We start from the raw sequence: 16,993 nt of genomic DNA, 5'->3' as shown, positions 1-16,993 counted from the left end.
GGGCTGCATAGGCGTCATGTTCATAGAAAAACGCCCCAGGCCATCGAGACCCAGGGCGGTGAAGATATCAAAGACCCGTTTTCCGGTAAATCGCAATGCGGCTCCGCTTAAGTGAACAGCATTGCGCACATGGCGGCCCTGTTTCTTTACGAACTCGCCCAACAGGCCTCGCTCATCCCAGCCGTTTGTAGATCCGGGCATCCTCATCGGATTTGTGAAACCAGTAAAAGTCGGGTAAGCCCACAAACACCCGCCGCCAGTGGTACACCTCGGCTGACAGGCGATCGGCCATCTTCACGATGGTTTCAGGCATGTACTGGATTTGCTGCTTGCCCACCGAGGCCGACAGGCAGGCGGTCAGCGCTTCAAACACCCGCGGCTCTCGCGCCATCAATGGCTCGAGGTAAGGCTCCAGCTTCATAAAGTTGAGCGCCTCATGGGAGGAGCAGATCCCCTCCCCGCTGCTGTTGTTGTAGTAAAGGTAGAGCTTGCCGACATCGTGCAACAGCCCGCCCAAAAAGGCCACGTCGGCGGTGCGGCTGTCGAGCTGGTATTGCTGGCAGAGCATCCTGGCCGTCAGCGCCACTTCAACACTGTGTTCCAGCAAGCCGCCCTCGTAGTCATGGTGGTGGTGATGACTCGCTTTGCCGCGATAGAAGGCGGCAATAAAGGGTTTATCAAACAGCAGCCCCTGGACAAATTGACGAACCCCGCCACTGGGCAGGCCAGCATAAAATTGCCATAGCTGCTCTATCATCTGGCCATGAGCGGCTGACCGTGCCTGCTCGAGGTGAAACAGCCACAGCTGGCGGGCGGCCTCGCCGGTCATCCCCGCAATCCCCTGCGTAGGCAGGCCGACCGGAGCAGACGGCTGGGCGGCAAGCCGCCAGCGCACCAGCTGGCCACTGGGCTCGATATGAGCCATCTCACTGTGCGACACCACCACCAACTGGGTGTCACCGGGCGTCCACAGTTGCCACTGCTCCAAATGCCCCTCAAGGCAATGCAAGCGCGTTGCCCACAGCAATGGACCAGGTTCCTGCCGATTAATGACGTGGGCCATGGTGGATCTCCTCGTTAAGGATGGTAGTGCTCTCATCGCGCTGACCCGATGCGGTCGGCTCATAGCGACTGAGCATCTGCTCAAAGGCATGCCCATCGCGCCCCGACAGATCCGGCACATAGCGGGAATAGACCCGAAACAGCATTTGCGTGCTGTTGTGGCCCAACTGCCGGGCAATCCACTCCGGGCTCTCCCCGGATGCCAGCCAGAGGGTCGCGGCCGTGTGCCGAGTCTGATAAGGCTTGCGCTTCTCCAGATCGAGCAAAGCTAATAACGGATACCAGATCCGGTTCGCCACATTGCGATCCTCCAGCGGACGGCCATTGCGGTTACAAAACACAAAGTGATCCGGAGTGACATCAATCCCTTGCCGGCTGCGCTGAAGCAGCAGTGCCTCATACACCCGCTCGCTCATTTGCACCGTCCGGTAGGAGCCATCGGTCTTGGTCGGGATCAATTCATCGCGCACCCAGGCTTGATAAATCTGCAACTGCCGGCGCTCAAAATCGACATGGCGCCAGGTCAACCCGTGGATCTCGCTAGAACGCAAGCCGGTGAAAAAACGGGTGATGTAGTAAGGGCGATAATCCGCCCGCACCGTGGCCACGATGTCACCTATCTCGTCGAGACTGAACGGCATGATGGTAGTACGGGGGATTTTGAGCGCCCGAATATTGCGCCAAGGAGAGATAAAGCCGTAGCGGTCGGCCGCATCAGTCAGCATCATCCGCAGCGGCGTCATGATGTGATTCACCCGCGAGGCGGAGATCGGCTTGCCACTGCGCCCGGGCAACTGGGTCACCTGCGCCCGGAATGCCAAAATAGCGCCCTTGTCGATCAGGCTCAGCGGCTGGTTGCCAAACTGCGGCAACAGGTGACCATCGAGAATGTCGCGTACCGTCTCCCGCTGGGAGGTGCGCCATTCTGCCGCCTTTTCGGCATACCACTGCTCGGCGAAATCGCGCAGCAAGGGGCACCCCGCCAACAATACCGCTTCCCGCTTGGCCTGGTTGGCGAAATAGTCAAAGCGAGGGCTATTGGGAAACGCCTTGCAGAAATCAAACTGCCCCAGCGTGATCTGAGCCTCCATCCGCTCACAATACTGCTTGAGCTTGCGACGATTTTGCTCACTATCCGGCAGGCCGGTCCGTTCCCGACAACGTTTGCCCTTGAAGGTAAAATCGAGATACAGCCGTTGGTTGAGACTGAAAATAGACGCCATCTTGCCACCCCCTAGCCTTGGAAAGATTCGAACGTGGCGCTGTGCTTGAGCATCTCCTCTTCGATCGGCTCCCAAAGGAACAACAGCTTGCGTCCCCCAAACGGGCGAATGTAATGCAGCCCTTCGAGCAGCACGGAATCCTTGAGCTGGTTGCGGATGGTACGCGGATCAAACTTGATCCGTGCAGAGAGCTCTTCTGTTGTCAGATAGGTGTATGCCATAATCATATCCTCGCTTTATTCTCTTCAAAGACACCATATGCACTACAGGAGAGACTTTAGCACCTTTAAACACCCTTGCAAGACATTTTGCTACGCTGTGGGTATTTTTTTTATGGAGGAGTAATGATTAAGTGCCACTTGTCGAGAATTTTAGGTGAGCGAAAGTTGAAAGTTGCTGAAGTAGCTAGAGAAACAGGTATAAACCGGAACACCATTCACCGTCTCTACAATGAAACTGCGACACGGATAGAACTGGATGTGATAGAACAGTTATGTCGCCACTTAGATATCAATGTTGGGGATTTGTTCGAGATTCAAGGATCTACCAGTCAGTGAAGGCTGTTATTGCTATCAATTCATACTGGCCGATGTAAACCAGCCCATTGCTGAGTAGTTGCTGCATTTCACACAAAATCAGCGGAACTGAGAGTCTTGGGCTTTGGGCTCCCTCTTCAATCCGTCCGATCTGACAGATAGAAAGCACCGGCCAGCAGACCATAGACCAACCGTACGCGCTCATCCCGGCCCAGCAATACCCCGAGCAATACTTCGCCACTGGCCAGGTCATCCCCATGCCAGAAGCACCAAAGTGCAGCCTCTACCACATCCAGCCAGCTGGCGTGGCCCAGCTGGTTGCGTGATTTGCGCCGCCAGCTGCCACGCACCACGGCATCACTATTCGGGGATCTGACCGCCAGCGCCCGCAACTCCATCACACTTACCGTGAGTCCATCCTGCTTGGCCGGACGGCTGCCACGCCCTCCCCGCAGCAATTTGTCGAGCAGTAGCGCCAACAGGCGAAACGCATCCTGATCTTCAAAGCGGGCGTCCCTCCCCAGCAAGTCGGCAGCACCGGCCATCAGTTGCTCACGCCCCTGGTCGATGGGCAGTAACGTGCGATCCAACCGGTGTTGCTCGATATGGATGGCCAATGCCGCCATCATCGCCAGCGGTGACATCTTACCCTGTTGGTGACATGCGCCGTTGGCTAGTAAAGCGGTCAGCGTCGTCACTCGCTCGGCTGACAACAAGCAACATATCCCCCTGATCAGGGGCATGCTTGCCTGATCTGATAACCGCGTTGGGTTCATGGTGCCTCAGTGCCGATCGCGTTTGAAGTGAGCGGTTTTATGCCCGACGGTGACAATCTAGCCGCCTTGTAGGACTAGATAGTGACGACGTAGTCGCTGACAGCATTGTGCGGGCAATCCGCACTCGGCTTGCAGCATAGCCACGCCTTTGCGATCGAGATAAACCACTTCGCGGCCCTGGTGATACGCAGAGCGCCCGCTGCTCAGCAGCAGCTCCACCCACTCGGGATCAATACCACGCTGCTGCATCCGGCACGCGGCGTGATGGCTGTATGCACTGTCCAGCTTTCCGTTCATGACATACTCCTGTAACGTTCATCTCGATGGATTGATTATATGTAGCCTGTATACTCATGCCGATACTGGTTACATACACATGTCGCATTTTGGAACAGATATGGCACCCAAAGAGCTCACTTGGGATCAAACCCTGCGTTTTCGTCTGCTGGAAATCGTATTGCAATGGGAAGGACGGCTGACCACCAATCATTTGATGACCGCCTTCAATATCGGTCGCCAGCAAGCGTCACGGGATATCAATCACTACCTGACTCACTATGCACCGGACGGGCTGGTCTATGACAAAAGTCTGAAGGGATACAAAACCCACCGACCACTTTGTGCCGCGCTTTAGTGAAGGCAACGTCGATGAGTACCTGATGCTGTTGCACCGTGAGAAGCAGCACCAGCGCCAACATGAAGCGGGCCTGTTAACCCTGCCGCTGATGGACCTGCGCTACGGCCATATCGAGATCCTGGATGTGCCCAACCGCCATATCGACCCGAAAATCGTGCGTGGTCTGGTGCAGGCGGCGCGCGGCCAACTGCGGGTCGATGTCGATTACGTGTCGCTCAGCTCAGAGGCGCAGAGCGGCCGCAATATCGTGCCCCATACCCTGGTCTATGACGGGATCCGCTGGCACGTGCGCGCCTACTGCGAGAAGAAAGGGGAATATCTGGACTTCGTGATGAGTCGTTTTCGCGGCGAACCAGATCTGCTGGATGCCTCCCCCCACGGCCGGGATCAGGATCGGGAGTGGAACACCCGGTTCACCTCCATCGTTATCCCCAATCCAGCCCTCAGCGAAGGACAGCAAGCCATCATTGCCAGCGACTACGCCATGGCAGATGGCAAGCTGTTGATCAGCCAGCGCATCCCTTTGATGCACTATGCACTGGAACGGATGCAGGTGAGCTATAACGGCGAACACCAACAACATCCTCTGCTCTACCCGCTGGTGCTGGCAAATCGAGAGGAGCTGATCGAGCAAGGCTGTACCTTCAAGCTCAAGAGTGCAGATTTGCTTGTGCTGCCACGTTAATACACTCCCCACCCTAACGGACGGGGATCCCTACTGCCAGACAGTTATGCCCCGCCGTGAGAATGAGCGTCGACGATGATCAGGCGTCCAAGAATCCGTGATGAGGGCGTTTCAGGTCATCAGATGCGCAGCGCGCAGTGGTCAGGCAGCTGGCAAAATGGCGAAGCAAATAGATTTTATTCTATTTCAGCATGTTGCACGTTCAATCTGTAAGCTCACGCGCGGTTTGACGTGCAAAGTCGGCTTTCTTCTTGTTACCTAGCGATACCAGCTCTTGGATGCTCATTACTTTCAGCGCCACGACATAGGCGACTGTCCGTAGCAACGGAGTGCTGTAGCGCGCCATTGGTTTTACCGTGTCAGCATTTTGCTGCCGCTCAGTAGAACGCTGACAGATACCCGCCTCGTCAGGATGAATTATTCGCAGTAGTGCCCGGTTAGCCCCACTTTTTTCAATGAATTCACTCTTCACGCGATAGCGTGAGATGACCTCCCGCCATGGGGCTTTTTCACTCCGTTTGGCGCCACATCGTACCTCGATCGCAATCCGTGTCGCTGGCAGCAGTAATACCGTCACACTCAGGAAGGCTTGCAACATCTGTGGATCCGTGAAGGGGATCCCAGTGTTGCGAGTATTGCTTCGGACTAGCAGATAGCCAATCCATTCGATGAAAGCCGCTCGTTGCTCGCGATAGACCTGGCGAGCCAGTTTAACCACTTTACGGAGTTCGATTTGCTCCTTATGACTGCGCAAGGCTCCAGGAAGCAAATTCAGATGATGTGACGTTGAGTAGAGCAATCGCTGTGCTCCCCGCTGAGTCTTAAATGCTTTAAGTAAATGAATTTTTTCAACTAACTCATCGACCATAGCGGGTGTGAGTTGATAACGATTGAGTTGATCGGTGATATCTTCATGTCGTGCGAACCGTGCGATCAGCTCCAGAGCGGCATCAAAATCCAGCTTGTGTTTAACCAAGGGAGGGTAAGGTGCACACTCCATCAGGACCCAGGAGACCTGTTGAAGATAAGGCGAAAGCGACTGGAGCAGGGCCTCCCGGCAGCGCTGCCATGTCAAGGGCCCCTCCAACCAGTCGTTCTGTGTGAGCTTTGCACGAGACAGCCCGGTGAAGTGGTGTCGCAGTGACAAAGACCAGTCGTACTTAGCCTGCAACAGACACGCTGCATTGACCCAGTGGGTAAAATGCAAATATGAGTGCAACGTCGTCTCCGGGCTCTGATGGCCAGCAAACTGGGCCAGCGCCCAATAATCCCCCTGAGTGGATGAGTGTGTGATGGTCTGGTAGATAGAGGTACACTGTGCGGCCGACCAAGGCAGGAAATGTGCCCACCCTGGCAAACTGTGCAGTGCCAGAGCTTCGTGATGTAACAGCAGTTGCAGGCGGCTCAATGCCGTATGCCGCAGATGATGGAATGTATAGTATTTCCCACCAACCTGCCGAAGGATACTGGTTAACGGCCCCCTGATCTCTTCATCCGACATCGGTATCAACCAACCGCTCTGTGAGGGAAACGCCAGCGCGTTCGCGTTTTTCGCCTTTCGCGACCATAACCCAGATAAGTACGCATCCAATCGAGTACGCTCTTCCGGGGTCAGCAAGACCCCCAGGGGGATCTTGCGGGTGGCACTGTCACTCTTGCCATCATCAAGCCGGGTATCGCGGATATATAGCCAGCACTCTGGACTGCGTTCGATATCTTTTAACCTGAGCTTTTGGATCTCGCTCAAGCGCAGTCCAGCACGATAAGCCACGATGTATAACGCGCTCAGACACTCTCGGTAACTCGATGAGGTGTGCGTCATCCGCTCCATTCCACGCAGCAACTGTCGAAAGAGAGGTTCACTGAGATAGGTGGCACGCACATGGGGCCTCTGGCGCTCGCGCGGGACCAGCTCCTCCGGCAATGGGGCCAAGTGGTAACTCGCCACCGCATAGCTGTGCAGGCTGGTCAAGCGTGCAGCCATGTAGCTGACAGCATTCTTTTGGCTAACGGGCGCCTCGGAAGAGGAACTTTCCGGCTCTGCGGAGGAGGATCTTTCCAGGTCCGTCCGTTCAACCGCACCAGAGAGCGCCGGGTCGACGACCAGATTTGAAGTCCCCCCATACTCTTCCAGCAATGCTCGATAACAGCTCAGAAAACGATCGCCATCCCATAAGCCGAGATCATGATCAAAGCACCGAACAAGCCATTGCTGACCACCGCGACTAAGGTAACTGCGCAGCGTCGAAGGCTTGTTTTTGTTCTTTGCGATGCATTGATGTAGCCACCCAACCAGGATCTGCTCTGACTTGCTGAGGGTCTGCTCATTGCGCAACCGGTTCAGTCCTGCGAGGCAGCTTGCCTTCGTCTGCTTGCGAGTCGCGCTCTCCTTTTCCGCCAACACCGTTCGCAACCGAGCCAGTAAGGATGAATAAGGGTGGTCTTCGCCATGGTAGCGCCAACGCTTGGAACTGCCTGCCGTCAGGTTATCGACTAATCCGGTACTCGCCTCCTGCGCCAAACACACCACTTGGTGACCATCCGCAACCGTCGGATGATGCAGTGAAAGCCAGTTTTCATGAGGCAGCGGTACACTGTGTAACGCCCCAGATGCCACATGAGTCAGGATCTGTGGCCAGCGGACCCCGGCTTGCCCACCGGTTACCAGACTCGCCCCTTGGCAAAACTCTTTGATCCCGCGCAGGGGTGCAGTCAGATGTCTCTGGGCCCATAAGCTGAATGTATCGAGCTCAACGGCAAGCTCAAACGTTTTGCCGCGCCGACGATACCAGCGCTGTACCAACCCCAGAGTCGGCAGGCTTAGGAAAATCTGGAGCTCGGTAACCCCCTTCCCTGCTCTATCGTGCGCATTGGTGGCCAACGCCTTGCTCTCTAACGTCAAAGGCAACCAAACAACTGAGCCATTCGTGCATAATCTTCGCCGCTCAGCGATGGCCAGCATCAGTGCGTGCAAAATCGCCGTCTGGTGTACACCGCAGTAAAACACCGCGCTATGAAGAATGTCGGCCAGTAAATCTTCAGCTTCGATCAGGCTAGTGTCGCGGGCCTCGATCTGTCTATGCCAGTTCAGCAGCGCTTGACTACAGCGCTGCGCTTTGTCAAACCACTTTTCAGTGTAAGGTAGCGGGCGCCGAAGCACCGTCAGGGGGATTGTCGGCAACGGCAACTGCCAATACCCGCTGGTATTGCCCTGCTGCAGGCAAAGCAGGATGGCTCGCAGCCCAGCCTTGAATTCAGACTGTCGCCTATACTTGCCCGTCAACGTGCTCATCGCCAATGGCCACAGATACTCAAACCCTCGGACATCGGCTGGCTCCTTGAATAGGCCGGGCAAATGTTGCAACAGCGCATCCAGTGCTCGACGCTCTATTTGCACCTGAGCACGTTTGAGACGATCCCGACGCATAGCCCGACCAGACCGAAGAACGTTCGCTGCACGCTCATCTTCCTTTCGAAGCTGTTCACGCCAATCGATCAGTGGATTGTCCATTCGCCCATCACCTTCAACCCGAGGGTTTGATGCCATTTGTCCAGCACGTCCGTCAGGGTAAATAGATCGCTCAACGCCGCACTACTGTACTGGTTTGTGAACTCTGTCCCCATCTCCTCATGACCAAGCAGCGCATCGATAAACTCGGTGGCCACGCCTTGCTCCAGCAGGTGGCTGCGCACCGAATGGCGATGCCAGTTTGGCGCCAGGGGCAACAGATTTTCGAACTGCCTCATCATCGAATTTGGGGTGACGATTTCTGTGCCTTCCAGGCTGCCATCTTTGGCCTCGACCGCCCAGAACAGGAGCGCTCCAGCTCCACTCAATGCTTGCTCCGCCGCCGACACTAACGGCGCCAGCAGCGGCTCACGCTGACATGCCAAATATGTCAAATAGCGCTCCCAGGCTTGCAGTTGCTGCACTGCCAACGCTGACAATGGCACCAACCTGGCCGAGCTCACAGATCGTCCCTCTTTGTCTGTCAGCCGGATAAAGCGACTGATGAGGCAGTAATCACCACGCCTGCCGTACATCTCCGTCACGGGCCTGGCGGCAGTAGAAAGATGGAGGATCAACAAACTGTGGCGCACGAGGAGGTTATGATATTGCGTCAGCGTTGGACGCTGCTGCCGTGACCCACTGAGTCGTGCACAGAGGTACTGCTGATAATTTCCTAGGAGTCGAGCAAGCTCGCCAACGCTAGGATAGAGGCGTGATCCGACAGCTCCTTGTTCTAATTCCGGTGCCAGCACCACCGCGGTCATCCCCATGGAGGCCAAATAACGGCGCCAGATCTGCAACACGTCTTTACGTGGCACATGACTGTAGGCCATAGGGGAACATTGCTGAGCCGCCTTGCCACGCAGGATACCGGCAATGGCGCTATCAATCCCCTCTCTTTGCAACCAAGCACGCTGGTAGTTTTGCAGCTGTCGCATGGTCAAGGCCGTGCCAGCTCGCTCATTTGCTCGCGCTAAACAATCCACCTGCGCGCTACTACTCAATGTCCTCCAACCGTGTCCAACCAATAAATGAGTGGCCCATTTTGGCAAAGGTAGCTGCAAGAATAAGTCGCTCTTTGGCAAAAAAGAGTGCAATTTCCTATGCACTCGGCTGTGGGCAACCTCTACATAGCGTTGTAGATACGCCCCATGAGGAAGCAGCCAAATACCACTGGCATTCTTTGAGGGTCCGTCGTCATCGGCAAATCGAGAGCCAGGAGCAGGCAATTTAATCTCAGTACTCGGCCAGACCGGCAGCTTGTGCAAGTCCTCGCTACTCGTGCCCATCACCAGTTGCAGCAGGATCGACAGCGCCGGCAACGCCGTTTCATCGACCGCCTGAGGCATCAAGGCATCGACGAGGCGTGTGATCTGTGACGCTGTGGCAATCCAAAGGTTGGCCGGCAACTGCAGATGACGCATCGACATGGAGAGCGCTACCGAGGCGCTTTGCAAAACCCTCGCCTGAATATCCATCAACCCCTGTGGCTGAGAGGACACCAGCAGCGTCTGCTGCTCAGGGAGGGTTCCTCGCTCCTCTTCACCCTCCCACTCGGTCAGTTTGACTTTGCCGCGCTGCAGCAGAACCTCCCGTAGCAACAGGATTTGGGTCTGCTCGTCGAGCTGCTCTTGATAACGCGCCTCCAGTTGGAACCGCTGGCGTTCGCCGGTTGACCGGGTACCCGTTTTGATCTCTTTGGCTCGCGCCTTATAGAGTCGGCTCAGTAGGGCCTCCAAGGCCCCTGTATTGACGCTCACCTGCTTGTTATTGGCATATTGCTCTCTCTGGATCTTGATGGCTTGCAATAGCGTCAGTATCGGCTGCGTAAAATCGACCTCAGACAGGGCCTTAATCATCACCTCACGTTGATTGTTCGCCATCAGCCTGACGTTGCGCAGCGCCTCTTCGACCGTTTGGTCCCGCTCGGCAATACCCTGAGAAAAATTGATATGTGATAACGCCAAGACGGCCAGGATCGTCACGGACTTGAGCTGAGCAAATAGCTCACCGTTGAGGCTATGGCCACTACGCAATTCCGCCAAGATGGCGTCAACGAGATAGAATTGGCTGAGTCTCCGATCTTTACTCAACCGCTCACGCATTTGCATGGCAGAGAGTGGCGATGGGGGCAGCATCTCTTTGGATGAGACAGAATCGATCCACTGCAGCTCGGCGGCCAACAACGCGGTCAGTGTTGGATCCAATCCCAGGATCCCCTGACAGCAGGCTTGCAACGATTCAAGGATTTGCCGGTGCCACTCGGCCAACGCCTCCGGAAACACCAGCTGTCGGGTAAGGGAACGGGCGGGTTCAGCGTCAAGACCCTCCACTGCCTGCTCCTGCGAAAGGTCATCACTCATCGGCTAACCTCTGCAAGAAGAAGTTAGGTTCGGGCACCGATACCATCCCGTTCTTTTTGTCTTTTTGCCGGGACTTGCTCAGCGCCTCCTGAGCATGCGCCAGCTGTTCCCGGGACAACCCGCACACCTTGGCCCAATAGTCTTGAGACAACCGCTTCTTCTGAAACCAGTTAAGACGCTGCTCGTCTGTCAGAACGCGATTGAAAATTCGTCGGCTGCATTCGATGAGACGGGGCTCCCCTAACAGCGTCATCAACCTCAGCCACTCCCCGGCCAGATGCTGCTCGACCTCACCATCATTCAGCCCGCAGGGGATCAATCGTTGCCCAGGCTGCGGTTTGATTGGCGACGGCCAAGACAATACTGGCAACAATGGCCCTACGATCATAAGCGCACTGCCCACATCATCGCCTGACGACAAGGGACGATAGAGAATAATGGCTGACTCCCAGAGCGTATGGAATTGATCGGCAATCGGCAGCCCAGTCTTGAAGCCCAACTCCAACCACGCCTCACGAAACGCGACTAACGCCGGATGGATCTGATAGTTCCCTGACTCCTTCGTCCTCATGTAAACCCCGTGTATCACCCGTTACTAACACATTACATAAAAATGTATTTTGTTTTCAAACAGTTCCTTAGCGATAAACCGATTCAGCCACACACCGAACCTCTGAACCTGCGCATGGCAGGCCTACCGCAGGCAGGTACTGTGAATGAAGTCAGGAATGGAGATGCAATTCACCAAGTGGGTAATCGTCGAGGGAGCGGGATCATTTAGCCGATATGCAAGGGGGAATGTGACTGACTCGGGTGACGTCAATTGAACAATACTTGGCTTTCTCCTGCACATGCTGGACACCGCTGTCGAGCGGTAACGCCTTCAGCGAGATAGGTCGCCATCAAACGACGACGCCATGCTCAATCTGGCCGATGAGATCGATAACTGCCTGAGCTCCGACAGCGGTCGTCAGGAAAGTAGCAGGAGGGTTTCCTCCCAGCGCCCGGGCAGGTTTGTTCAACCACTCAAGCGCCTTCCCCCTGCCCCCCTCGAACAGCGACTCCGCAGCCTCCATCACACTAACGAATGAATAGATACGGGCACTCTGAGCGCGGGACAGCAGGGCCGCCGCAGTGCGCTTGCGTGTCACCGTCGAGCGGTCAATGCCAACCAGCTGACAGACTATCTTGACGTCGCAGCCCAGCAACGCAGCCAGTTCATTGACGATGGAGGGAGCCATTCCAGCCACAATGAGATGATGCGCCCCCACAAGCTCCTGGGGCAAGGCCAGCGAGGCCATCAGCCCCTTCGGTTGGCGGATCTGGCGAACAGAACGATAAGCAGCGTAGGACATGGCGAGGCGGCTCCCTGTATCATTGCGCCTTTAAACTAGCCCATCTAAACCATACCATCAACGATGCAGGACTCTTTCAAACCCCAAACGTTAACCTATGAAGCCACCGCAAAACTGCGCCAAACTTGCCACTAAAACTGGCGCAGTTTAGTTAACTGCGCCAAAATGGCGCCATATATATGAAAAACGCGCCAACAAACACGATGTCAGCGACCACAGACCTACTAGAGACTATCAGGGGATCCGAAAGCGGATTGACGCTGGCTGAACTGCTGGGCCGCCACCCGAGCATAGCCAGACGCACCGCACAGCGCCTGATAGCCAAGCTGATTGAAAGCGGCCACATCACAGCCCAAGGCGAAGGACGGGCTCGCCGCTATCATGCTGACTCCGAGAGCCATACCGAGCCCCGGATAGCCAAGGTGGACAGTTTCCCCGCGTTCATCCCACTCTCTGCCGACAGCCTGGATATCCTTGCCTATATCGACCAGCCCCTCCCAGCCCGCAAGCCCGTGGGCTATCAGCATGATTTCTTGCAGGCATATCATCCCAACGAAACCTGTTACCTGTCCGAATCACTGCGCCGTCAGTTGCACAACATGGGCAAGACCACAGACATCGATGAGCCTGCCGGCACATACAGTCGAGCGATCCTGAACCGTTTGTTGATCGACTTATCATGGGCATCGAGCCACCTGGAAGGTAATACCTATAGCAGGCTAGACACCCGTGAACTTATCGAGCACGGCAAGGCCGCGCGGGGTAAGGGAGCCATCGAAACGCAGATGATCCTGAACCATAAAACCGCGATCGAGTTACTGGTCGAAAACATCGACAGTGCCGAATTTAACCGCTACACCCTGATGAACTTGCACAGCGCCCTGGCGGAAAACTTGCTACCCAACCCTGCCGATGAGGGGCGCATTCGCCAACATGCTGTCGACATCAGTAAAAGTATCTATCGCCCGTTATCCACGGCACAACAAATCGAAGAGGTGCTGGACGAGGTGCTGAGCAAAGCCAATCAGATCCACGATCCGTTTGAACAATCGTTTTTCATGATGGTGCACTTGCCCTACCTACAACCTTTTGCCGACATCAATAAACGCACTTCCCGCCTAGCCGCGAATCTCCCCCTGTTTCGTGGCAACCTCTGCCCGCTCACCTTCCTCGATGTACCAGAACAGGCCTACAGCCGCGCCACCCTCGGTGTGTACGAAATGGCCCGCATCGAACTGCTACGCGACCTGTACGTGTGGGCTTATGAACGTTCAACCCAAGAATATCTTGCCATCAAGCGGGATCTCGCCGAACCTGACCCACTTCGCCTAGCATGGCGGGATCTTATCAAACAGACTGTCCGTGGGGTCGTCACGTCGATCCAACTTGATCCACTCAGCACCATTGAACAAGCGGTGTCAGAGAACGTCCCGCAGCAAGAGCGATCGGCCGTACAGGCACTGATTGTTGAAGAGTTGCGAAGGCTGCATGAAGGTGTTCTGGCACGCTATGGTTTACGGCCCTCGGAGTTTATCGCGTGGAAAGCGCAACATGGGCGCTGATTGATACTGTGACAATCGTCGAGTTGAGTATCTATTAAGGTATTCCATAGTGCGGTGCTCTATGCCGAGGACATCATCATGAGTTACCAAAGCCTGGCAGCCACCACTGCCAATATCACAGAGCTCAGACGCAATCCAATGGGGACCATCAAAGAGGGAAAAGGCGATGCCGTCGCCATCCTCTATCGTAACGAGCCAGCATTCTATTGTGTGCCGCCTGAGCTCTACGCCTACTATCTGGAACTGGCCGAAGATGCCGAGCTGAACCGTATTGTCGATGAGCGAGTCAAACGGTCGGAGTTCGTCAGCGTCAACCTGGAGGACCTATGATTTAGAATCCCATCCTTGCCATCACTACCCTCAGCTCTTGCAAATCAACGTTGATCAAGCGCGGGCTGGAGATCAACGCTACGATGCCCCTTATTGTCATCGCAGCATTAGTCGTGTCATGGCCCTCCTCCCCTCATTGTGTGAGCGAACTGGCAGCGCCTGCTGATCTGGGCCCCGGTGTAGTAATAAAGGGGAATTCACTTGGGCGCTTCCGATGGAGACGAACCACTGAAAAGCAAAGGCCGTCAGGCGGCATTCCTGTCTGACTCATCCATCCGGGGTTTTCAGCGTCCAATTTTGACCACCCTGGAGTGTGTGCAACCATCCGATTTTTGGATCGAAGATCCATCAGCAGCTTGTTGTCGTGCTCGGACTTCATGCGGTAGGCTGCGCCCGGCGGCAAGACGTTAGCCTAGTGGTTCATGTCGATGATGACGCAGGGATGGCCGCCACCCGCCGGTTAAACTCAGCAAACTCTTCAGCATTATCTTCCCAACGCTCAATGCTGGCCGCCAGCAGGTCTAACAGCTGGACGTTGTTATCGTAGTCATCCACCAGCTCATCTATCAGTGCCAGCGCACTTTCGTAGTCATGCTGGTTGTCGATATGGGTGAAGTAGGGCAGCTCGGCCAAGGCCTCTCGGAGCTGTACCAGAATGGGTTTCAACATGTCAGAGTTACCTTGTTGGTTGCGCCCCCCCGTTTTCGATAACACTGGGGACCTGTCCAGTTTAGATCTTCAATGGAGGTGGCTGCTTGGTATGACACCATCACTGCATTTGCAAATTTTCCCGAGAAACCTCGGCTAGATTGGCAAAATTTCGTGCTCATCAATTCAAGAAGGTATTTAAAGAAGCGAACGCGGGTGCGAACTTGTGAGCTCCCGTGAAGCGATCGCAACAATCATGGACTCACTGACAGAGACGATCAACCGACGCACCATCGCCGCCTTGGCTTTTGTTGCGCCAACCCCAGTGCACTCCTGCTGAAACTCGTTACACCTTGTTTTAATGGCCCCTTGAATCGAAAGTGCGACACCCATACCTGAGGATCAAGGTTAAATACCGCCTTTAGCGTGTGAAAAACATTTACCGCCTAAAGCAGGTAAATATTGATATACCTGCCACAGCGTGTAAATTAAAAGAAATTACGCTACCAGGTAAGTCAAATCATGAAAGTAACCAGCGCCAAGCAACTTAGTGCCTGTCTCAAGGATGCCAGGCTTTCGCAAAAGCTCTCCCAAGGCAAAGTGGCCGGCAAGGTGGGGATCAGGCAGGACACGGTGTCCAGCTTCGAGCTCAATCCCGAGTCAACCAAGCTGGAGACCTTGTTCAAGATCCTCGCCGCACTGGAACTCTCCCTCGATATCAGGCCCCGCACCGATCCTGCGGAAAACGCCACGCCTGGCTGGAAGGAGGAGTGGTAATGGCCAGCCTGACGGTCTACATGAACGGATACCGGGTAGGTACCTTTACCAAGGCGACCAATGGTGCTCACCAATTTCAGTACGATGAATCGTGGGTGAAGTTGCCAGGCAGCCGCCCCATCTCGCTCTCCATGCCATTACGCCAGCAGCGCTACCAGGGCGATGAGGCCTATAACTTCTTCGATAATCTGCTGCCAGATAACCCGGAAGTAAGAAACCGGGTGGTGGCGCGCTATCAAGCCGATTCCACCCAACCCTTTGATCTGCTCAGTTGTATTGGCCAGGACAGCGTGGGGGCATTGCAACTGGTGGCTCAGGGCAGACCTGTGCCAGACGTTAAGCGCATTGAGTGCAAGCCGCTCTCTGACGCCGAACTGGAGCAGATCATGACCAGCTACCAGCAAGGGATCCCGCTTGGTATGGTGAGGGAAGAGGACGATTTTCGGATATCCATCGCCGGGGCTCAGGAAAAGACCGCGTTACTCTACCTCGACAACCGTTGGTGCTTACCGCATGCAGCGACCCCAACCACCCACATTATCAAGCTGCCCATTGGCAAGATCGAAAGCCACTCCTACTCGATAGACCTCTCCCAGAGCGTAGAAAACGAATATCTCTGCACCCTGATCGCCAAAGCATTGGGTCTTCCGGTTCCCCATTGCTTCATCATGCAGGTCGGCAAGGTCAAGGCTCTGGCGGTGGAACGCTTCGATCGGCGCTACGCCACGGATCGCAGTTGGATCATGCGCCTGCCCCAAGAGGACTTCTGCCAGGTGTTGAATGTACCGTCAGCACGCAAGTACGAGAGCCATGGTGGACCGGGCATTGCTGACATCATGACGACCCTGCTGGGATCGGCCACGCCGGAGCAGGATCGGTACCTGTTTATGAAGTCTCAGGTGTTGTTCTGGCTGCTGGCTGCCACTGATGGCCATGCCAAGAATTTCTCGGTGTTTATCGAACCTGAAGGGCGTTTCCGGCTTACACCGTTTTACGACATCCTTTCCATGTATCCTGCATTTGGTGGTAAAGGATTACATCCCCGTGATGCCAAGTTGGCCATGGGGCTTACTGCAACCAAGGGCAAAAAATACGCGATAGAGCAGATATTTCCTCGCCATTTTTATCAAACGGCCAAGGCGATTGGTTTTGAACAAGTGCAGATGGAAAAAATCATCAGCGAACTGACGGATAATCTGGATGAGGTAATATCAATCGTTCGTCAGCAATTGCCTGATACATTTCCCACTGAGATTGCAGATTCAATTTTGGGTGGACTCAGTTCGAAAGCGCAACGCTTAAAACGATAATTGACCAATGTGACAAATGCCTCTTGCATCGCCCCAAATGAGCCTCTATCGAGGCTCATTTTTTTTGCGTACGAGCGAGTGAATGATCCATCCGACATTCCGCACCTGATTTAGGAATAAATTTGCCGATAGCGCTCACCCAATACCTCCAAAATGATCTGCTGGTCTCCTGTTAGCTCCGTTACTTGTGGCGGAGCTTCTCCCAGTCGATATTCATG

The 16,993-nt window shown here is 55.1% G+C and carries 17 protein-coding genes; 7 read left to right on the top strand and 10 right to left on the bottom strand.

Features of this window, described 5'->3' with window-relative positions; translation table 11 throughout:
- Positions 1 to 172 precede the first annotated feature (172 nt).
- The 3 genes from C3418_RS19060 to C3418_RS19050 are packed head-to-tail and all read right to left on the bottom strand — an operon-like array spanning position 173 to position 2,506.
- Complete coding sequence (locus C3418_RS19060; protein WP_069785115.1) at positions 173 to 1,063, bottom strand: HDOD domain-containing protein; 891 nt, start codon at positions 1,061 to 1,063, stop codon at positions 173 to 175.
- A complete protein-coding gene (locus C3418_RS19055; protein WP_005327400.1) occupies positions 1,047 to 2,285 on the bottom strand; it encodes an Arm DNA-binding domain-containing protein in 1,239 nt (412 codons plus the stop codon). Before C3418_RS19055 ends, C3418_RS19060 begins: the two co-directional genes overlap by 17 nt.
- 11 nt (positions 2,286 to 2,296) lie before the next feature.
- Positions 2,297 to 2,506, bottom strand: a complete 210-nt coding sequence (locus C3418_RS19050) for a hypothetical protein (protein ID WP_042011229.1) — start codon at positions 2,504 to 2,506, stop codon at positions 2,297 to 2,299.
- Positions 2,507 to 2,629: 123 nt separating this feature from the next.
- On the opposite strand from C3418_RS19050, the gene C3418_RS19045 reads away from it, so the two are divergent.
- A complete protein-coding gene (locus C3418_RS19045; protein WP_059169687.1) occupies positions 2,630 to 2,842 on the top strand; it encodes a helix-turn-helix transcriptional regulator in 213 nt (70 codons plus the stop codon).
- Between the two features lie 116 nt (positions 2,843 to 2,958).
- On the opposite strand, the gene C3418_RS24850 is transcribed toward C3418_RS19045, so the two are convergent.
- Together C3418_RS24850 and C3418_RS19035 are read right to left on the bottom strand one after the other, a co-directional pair.
- Positions 2,959 to 3,465, bottom strand: coding sequence for a hypothetical protein (locus C3418_RS24850; protein WP_005327398.1), 507 nt, complete (start codon positions 3,463 to 3,465; stop codon positions 2,959 to 2,961).
- 189 nt (positions 3,466 to 3,654) lie between these two features.
- On the bottom strand, positions 3,655 to 3,894 hold the full coding sequence (locus C3418_RS19035) for a DUF4258 domain-containing protein (RefSeq protein WP_103859080.1): 240 nt from the start codon (positions 3,892 to 3,894) through the stop codon (positions 3,655 to 3,657).
- Positions 3,895 to 3,994: 100 nt separating this feature from the next.
- Between C3418_RS19035 and C3418_RS24845 the strand changes: the two genes are divergently transcribed.
- Both C3418_RS24845 and C3418_RS19030 read left to right on the top strand, forming a co-directional pair.
- A complete protein-coding gene (locus C3418_RS24845; protein ID WP_244053735.1) occupies positions 3,995 to 4,231 on the top strand; it encodes a hypothetical protein in 237 nt (78 codons plus the stop codon).
- Between the two features lie 25 nt (positions 4,232 to 4,256).
- Entirely contained in the window at positions 4,257 to 4,919 is a 663-nt protein-coding gene (locus C3418_RS19030; RefSeq protein ID WP_244053737.1) for a WYL domain-containing protein, read from the top strand.
- Positions 4,920 to 5,121: 202 nt separating this feature from the next.
- Here C3418_RS19030 and C3418_RS19025 read toward each other — a convergent pair whose 3' ends face one another.
- The 4 genes from C3418_RS19025 to C3418_RS19010 form a co-directional block, all read right to left on the bottom strand.
- Positions 5,122 to 8,430, bottom strand: a complete 3,309-nt coding sequence (locus C3418_RS19025) for a tyrosine-type recombinase/integrase (RefSeq protein WP_103859079.1) — start codon at positions 8,428 to 8,430, stop codon at positions 5,122 to 5,124.
- Positions 8,415 to 10,793 (bottom strand): site-specific integrase, encoded by a 2,379-nt coding sequence (locus C3418_RS19020; RefSeq protein WP_053288387.1) that lies wholly within the window; start codon positions 10,791 to 10,793, stop codon positions 8,415 to 8,417. Before C3418_RS19020 ends, C3418_RS19025 begins: the two co-directional genes overlap by 16 nt.
- Entirely contained in the window at positions 10,786 to 11,364 is a 579-nt protein-coding gene (locus tag C3418_RS19015) for a hypothetical protein (RefSeq protein WP_103859078.1), read from the bottom strand. The genes C3418_RS19020 and C3418_RS19015 overlap by 8 nt, the downstream gene beginning before the upstream one ends.
- Positions 11,365 to 11,695: 331 nt before the next feature.
- Complete coding sequence (locus C3418_RS19010; protein WP_103859077.1) at positions 11,696 to 12,148, bottom strand: antitoxin Xre/MbcA/ParS toxin-binding domain-containing protein; 453 nt, start codon at positions 12,146 to 12,148, stop codon at positions 11,696 to 11,698.
- 254 nt (positions 12,149 to 12,402) lie between these two features.
- Here C3418_RS19010 and C3418_RS19005 point away from each other — a divergent pair, with 254 nt between their 5' ends.
- Both C3418_RS19005 and C3418_RS19000 read left to right on the top strand, forming a co-directional pair.
- Positions 12,403 to 13,710, top strand: coding sequence for a Fic family protein (locus C3418_RS19005; protein WP_021140687.1), 1,308 nt, complete (start codon positions 12,403 to 12,405; stop codon positions 13,708 to 13,710).
- Between the two features lie 78 nt (positions 13,711 to 13,788).
- On the top strand, positions 13,789 to 14,040 hold the full coding sequence (locus C3418_RS19000) for a type II toxin-antitoxin system Phd/YefM family antitoxin (protein WP_010674977.1): 252 nt from the start codon (positions 13,789 to 13,791) through the stop codon (positions 14,038 to 14,040).
- Between the two features lie 420 nt (positions 14,041 to 14,460).
- Here the strand turns inward: C3418_RS19000 and C3418_RS18995 are convergent, their stop codons facing one another.
- Complete coding sequence (locus C3418_RS18995) at positions 14,461 to 14,709, bottom strand: hypothetical protein (protein ID WP_010674978.1); 249 nt, start codon at positions 14,707 to 14,709, stop codon at positions 14,461 to 14,463.
- Positions 14,710 to 15,210: 501 nt separating this feature from the next.
- Between C3418_RS18995 and C3418_RS18990 the strand changes: the two genes are divergently transcribed.
- Positions 15,211 to 15,465 (top strand): helix-turn-helix domain-containing protein, encoded by a 255-nt coding sequence (locus C3418_RS18990; RefSeq protein WP_005329233.1) that lies wholly within the window; start codon positions 15,211 to 15,213, stop codon positions 15,463 to 15,465.
- Positions 15,465 to 16,775 (top strand): type II toxin-antitoxin system HipA family toxin, encoded by a 1,311-nt coding sequence (locus tag C3418_RS18985; RefSeq protein WP_005329232.1) that lies wholly within the window; start codon positions 15,465 to 15,467, stop codon positions 16,773 to 16,775. The genes C3418_RS18990 and C3418_RS18985 overlap by 1 nt, the downstream gene beginning before the upstream one ends.
- Positions 16,776 to 16,993: the final 218 nt, after the last annotated feature.

Source organism: Aeromonas sp. ASNIH8 (assembly GCF_002919855.1).
Classification (GTDB): Bacteria; Pseudomonadota; Gammaproteobacteria; order Enterobacterales; family Aeromonadaceae; genus Aeromonas; species Aeromonas caviae.
This window is presented reverse-complemented; position numbering and strand designations above follow the sequence as displayed.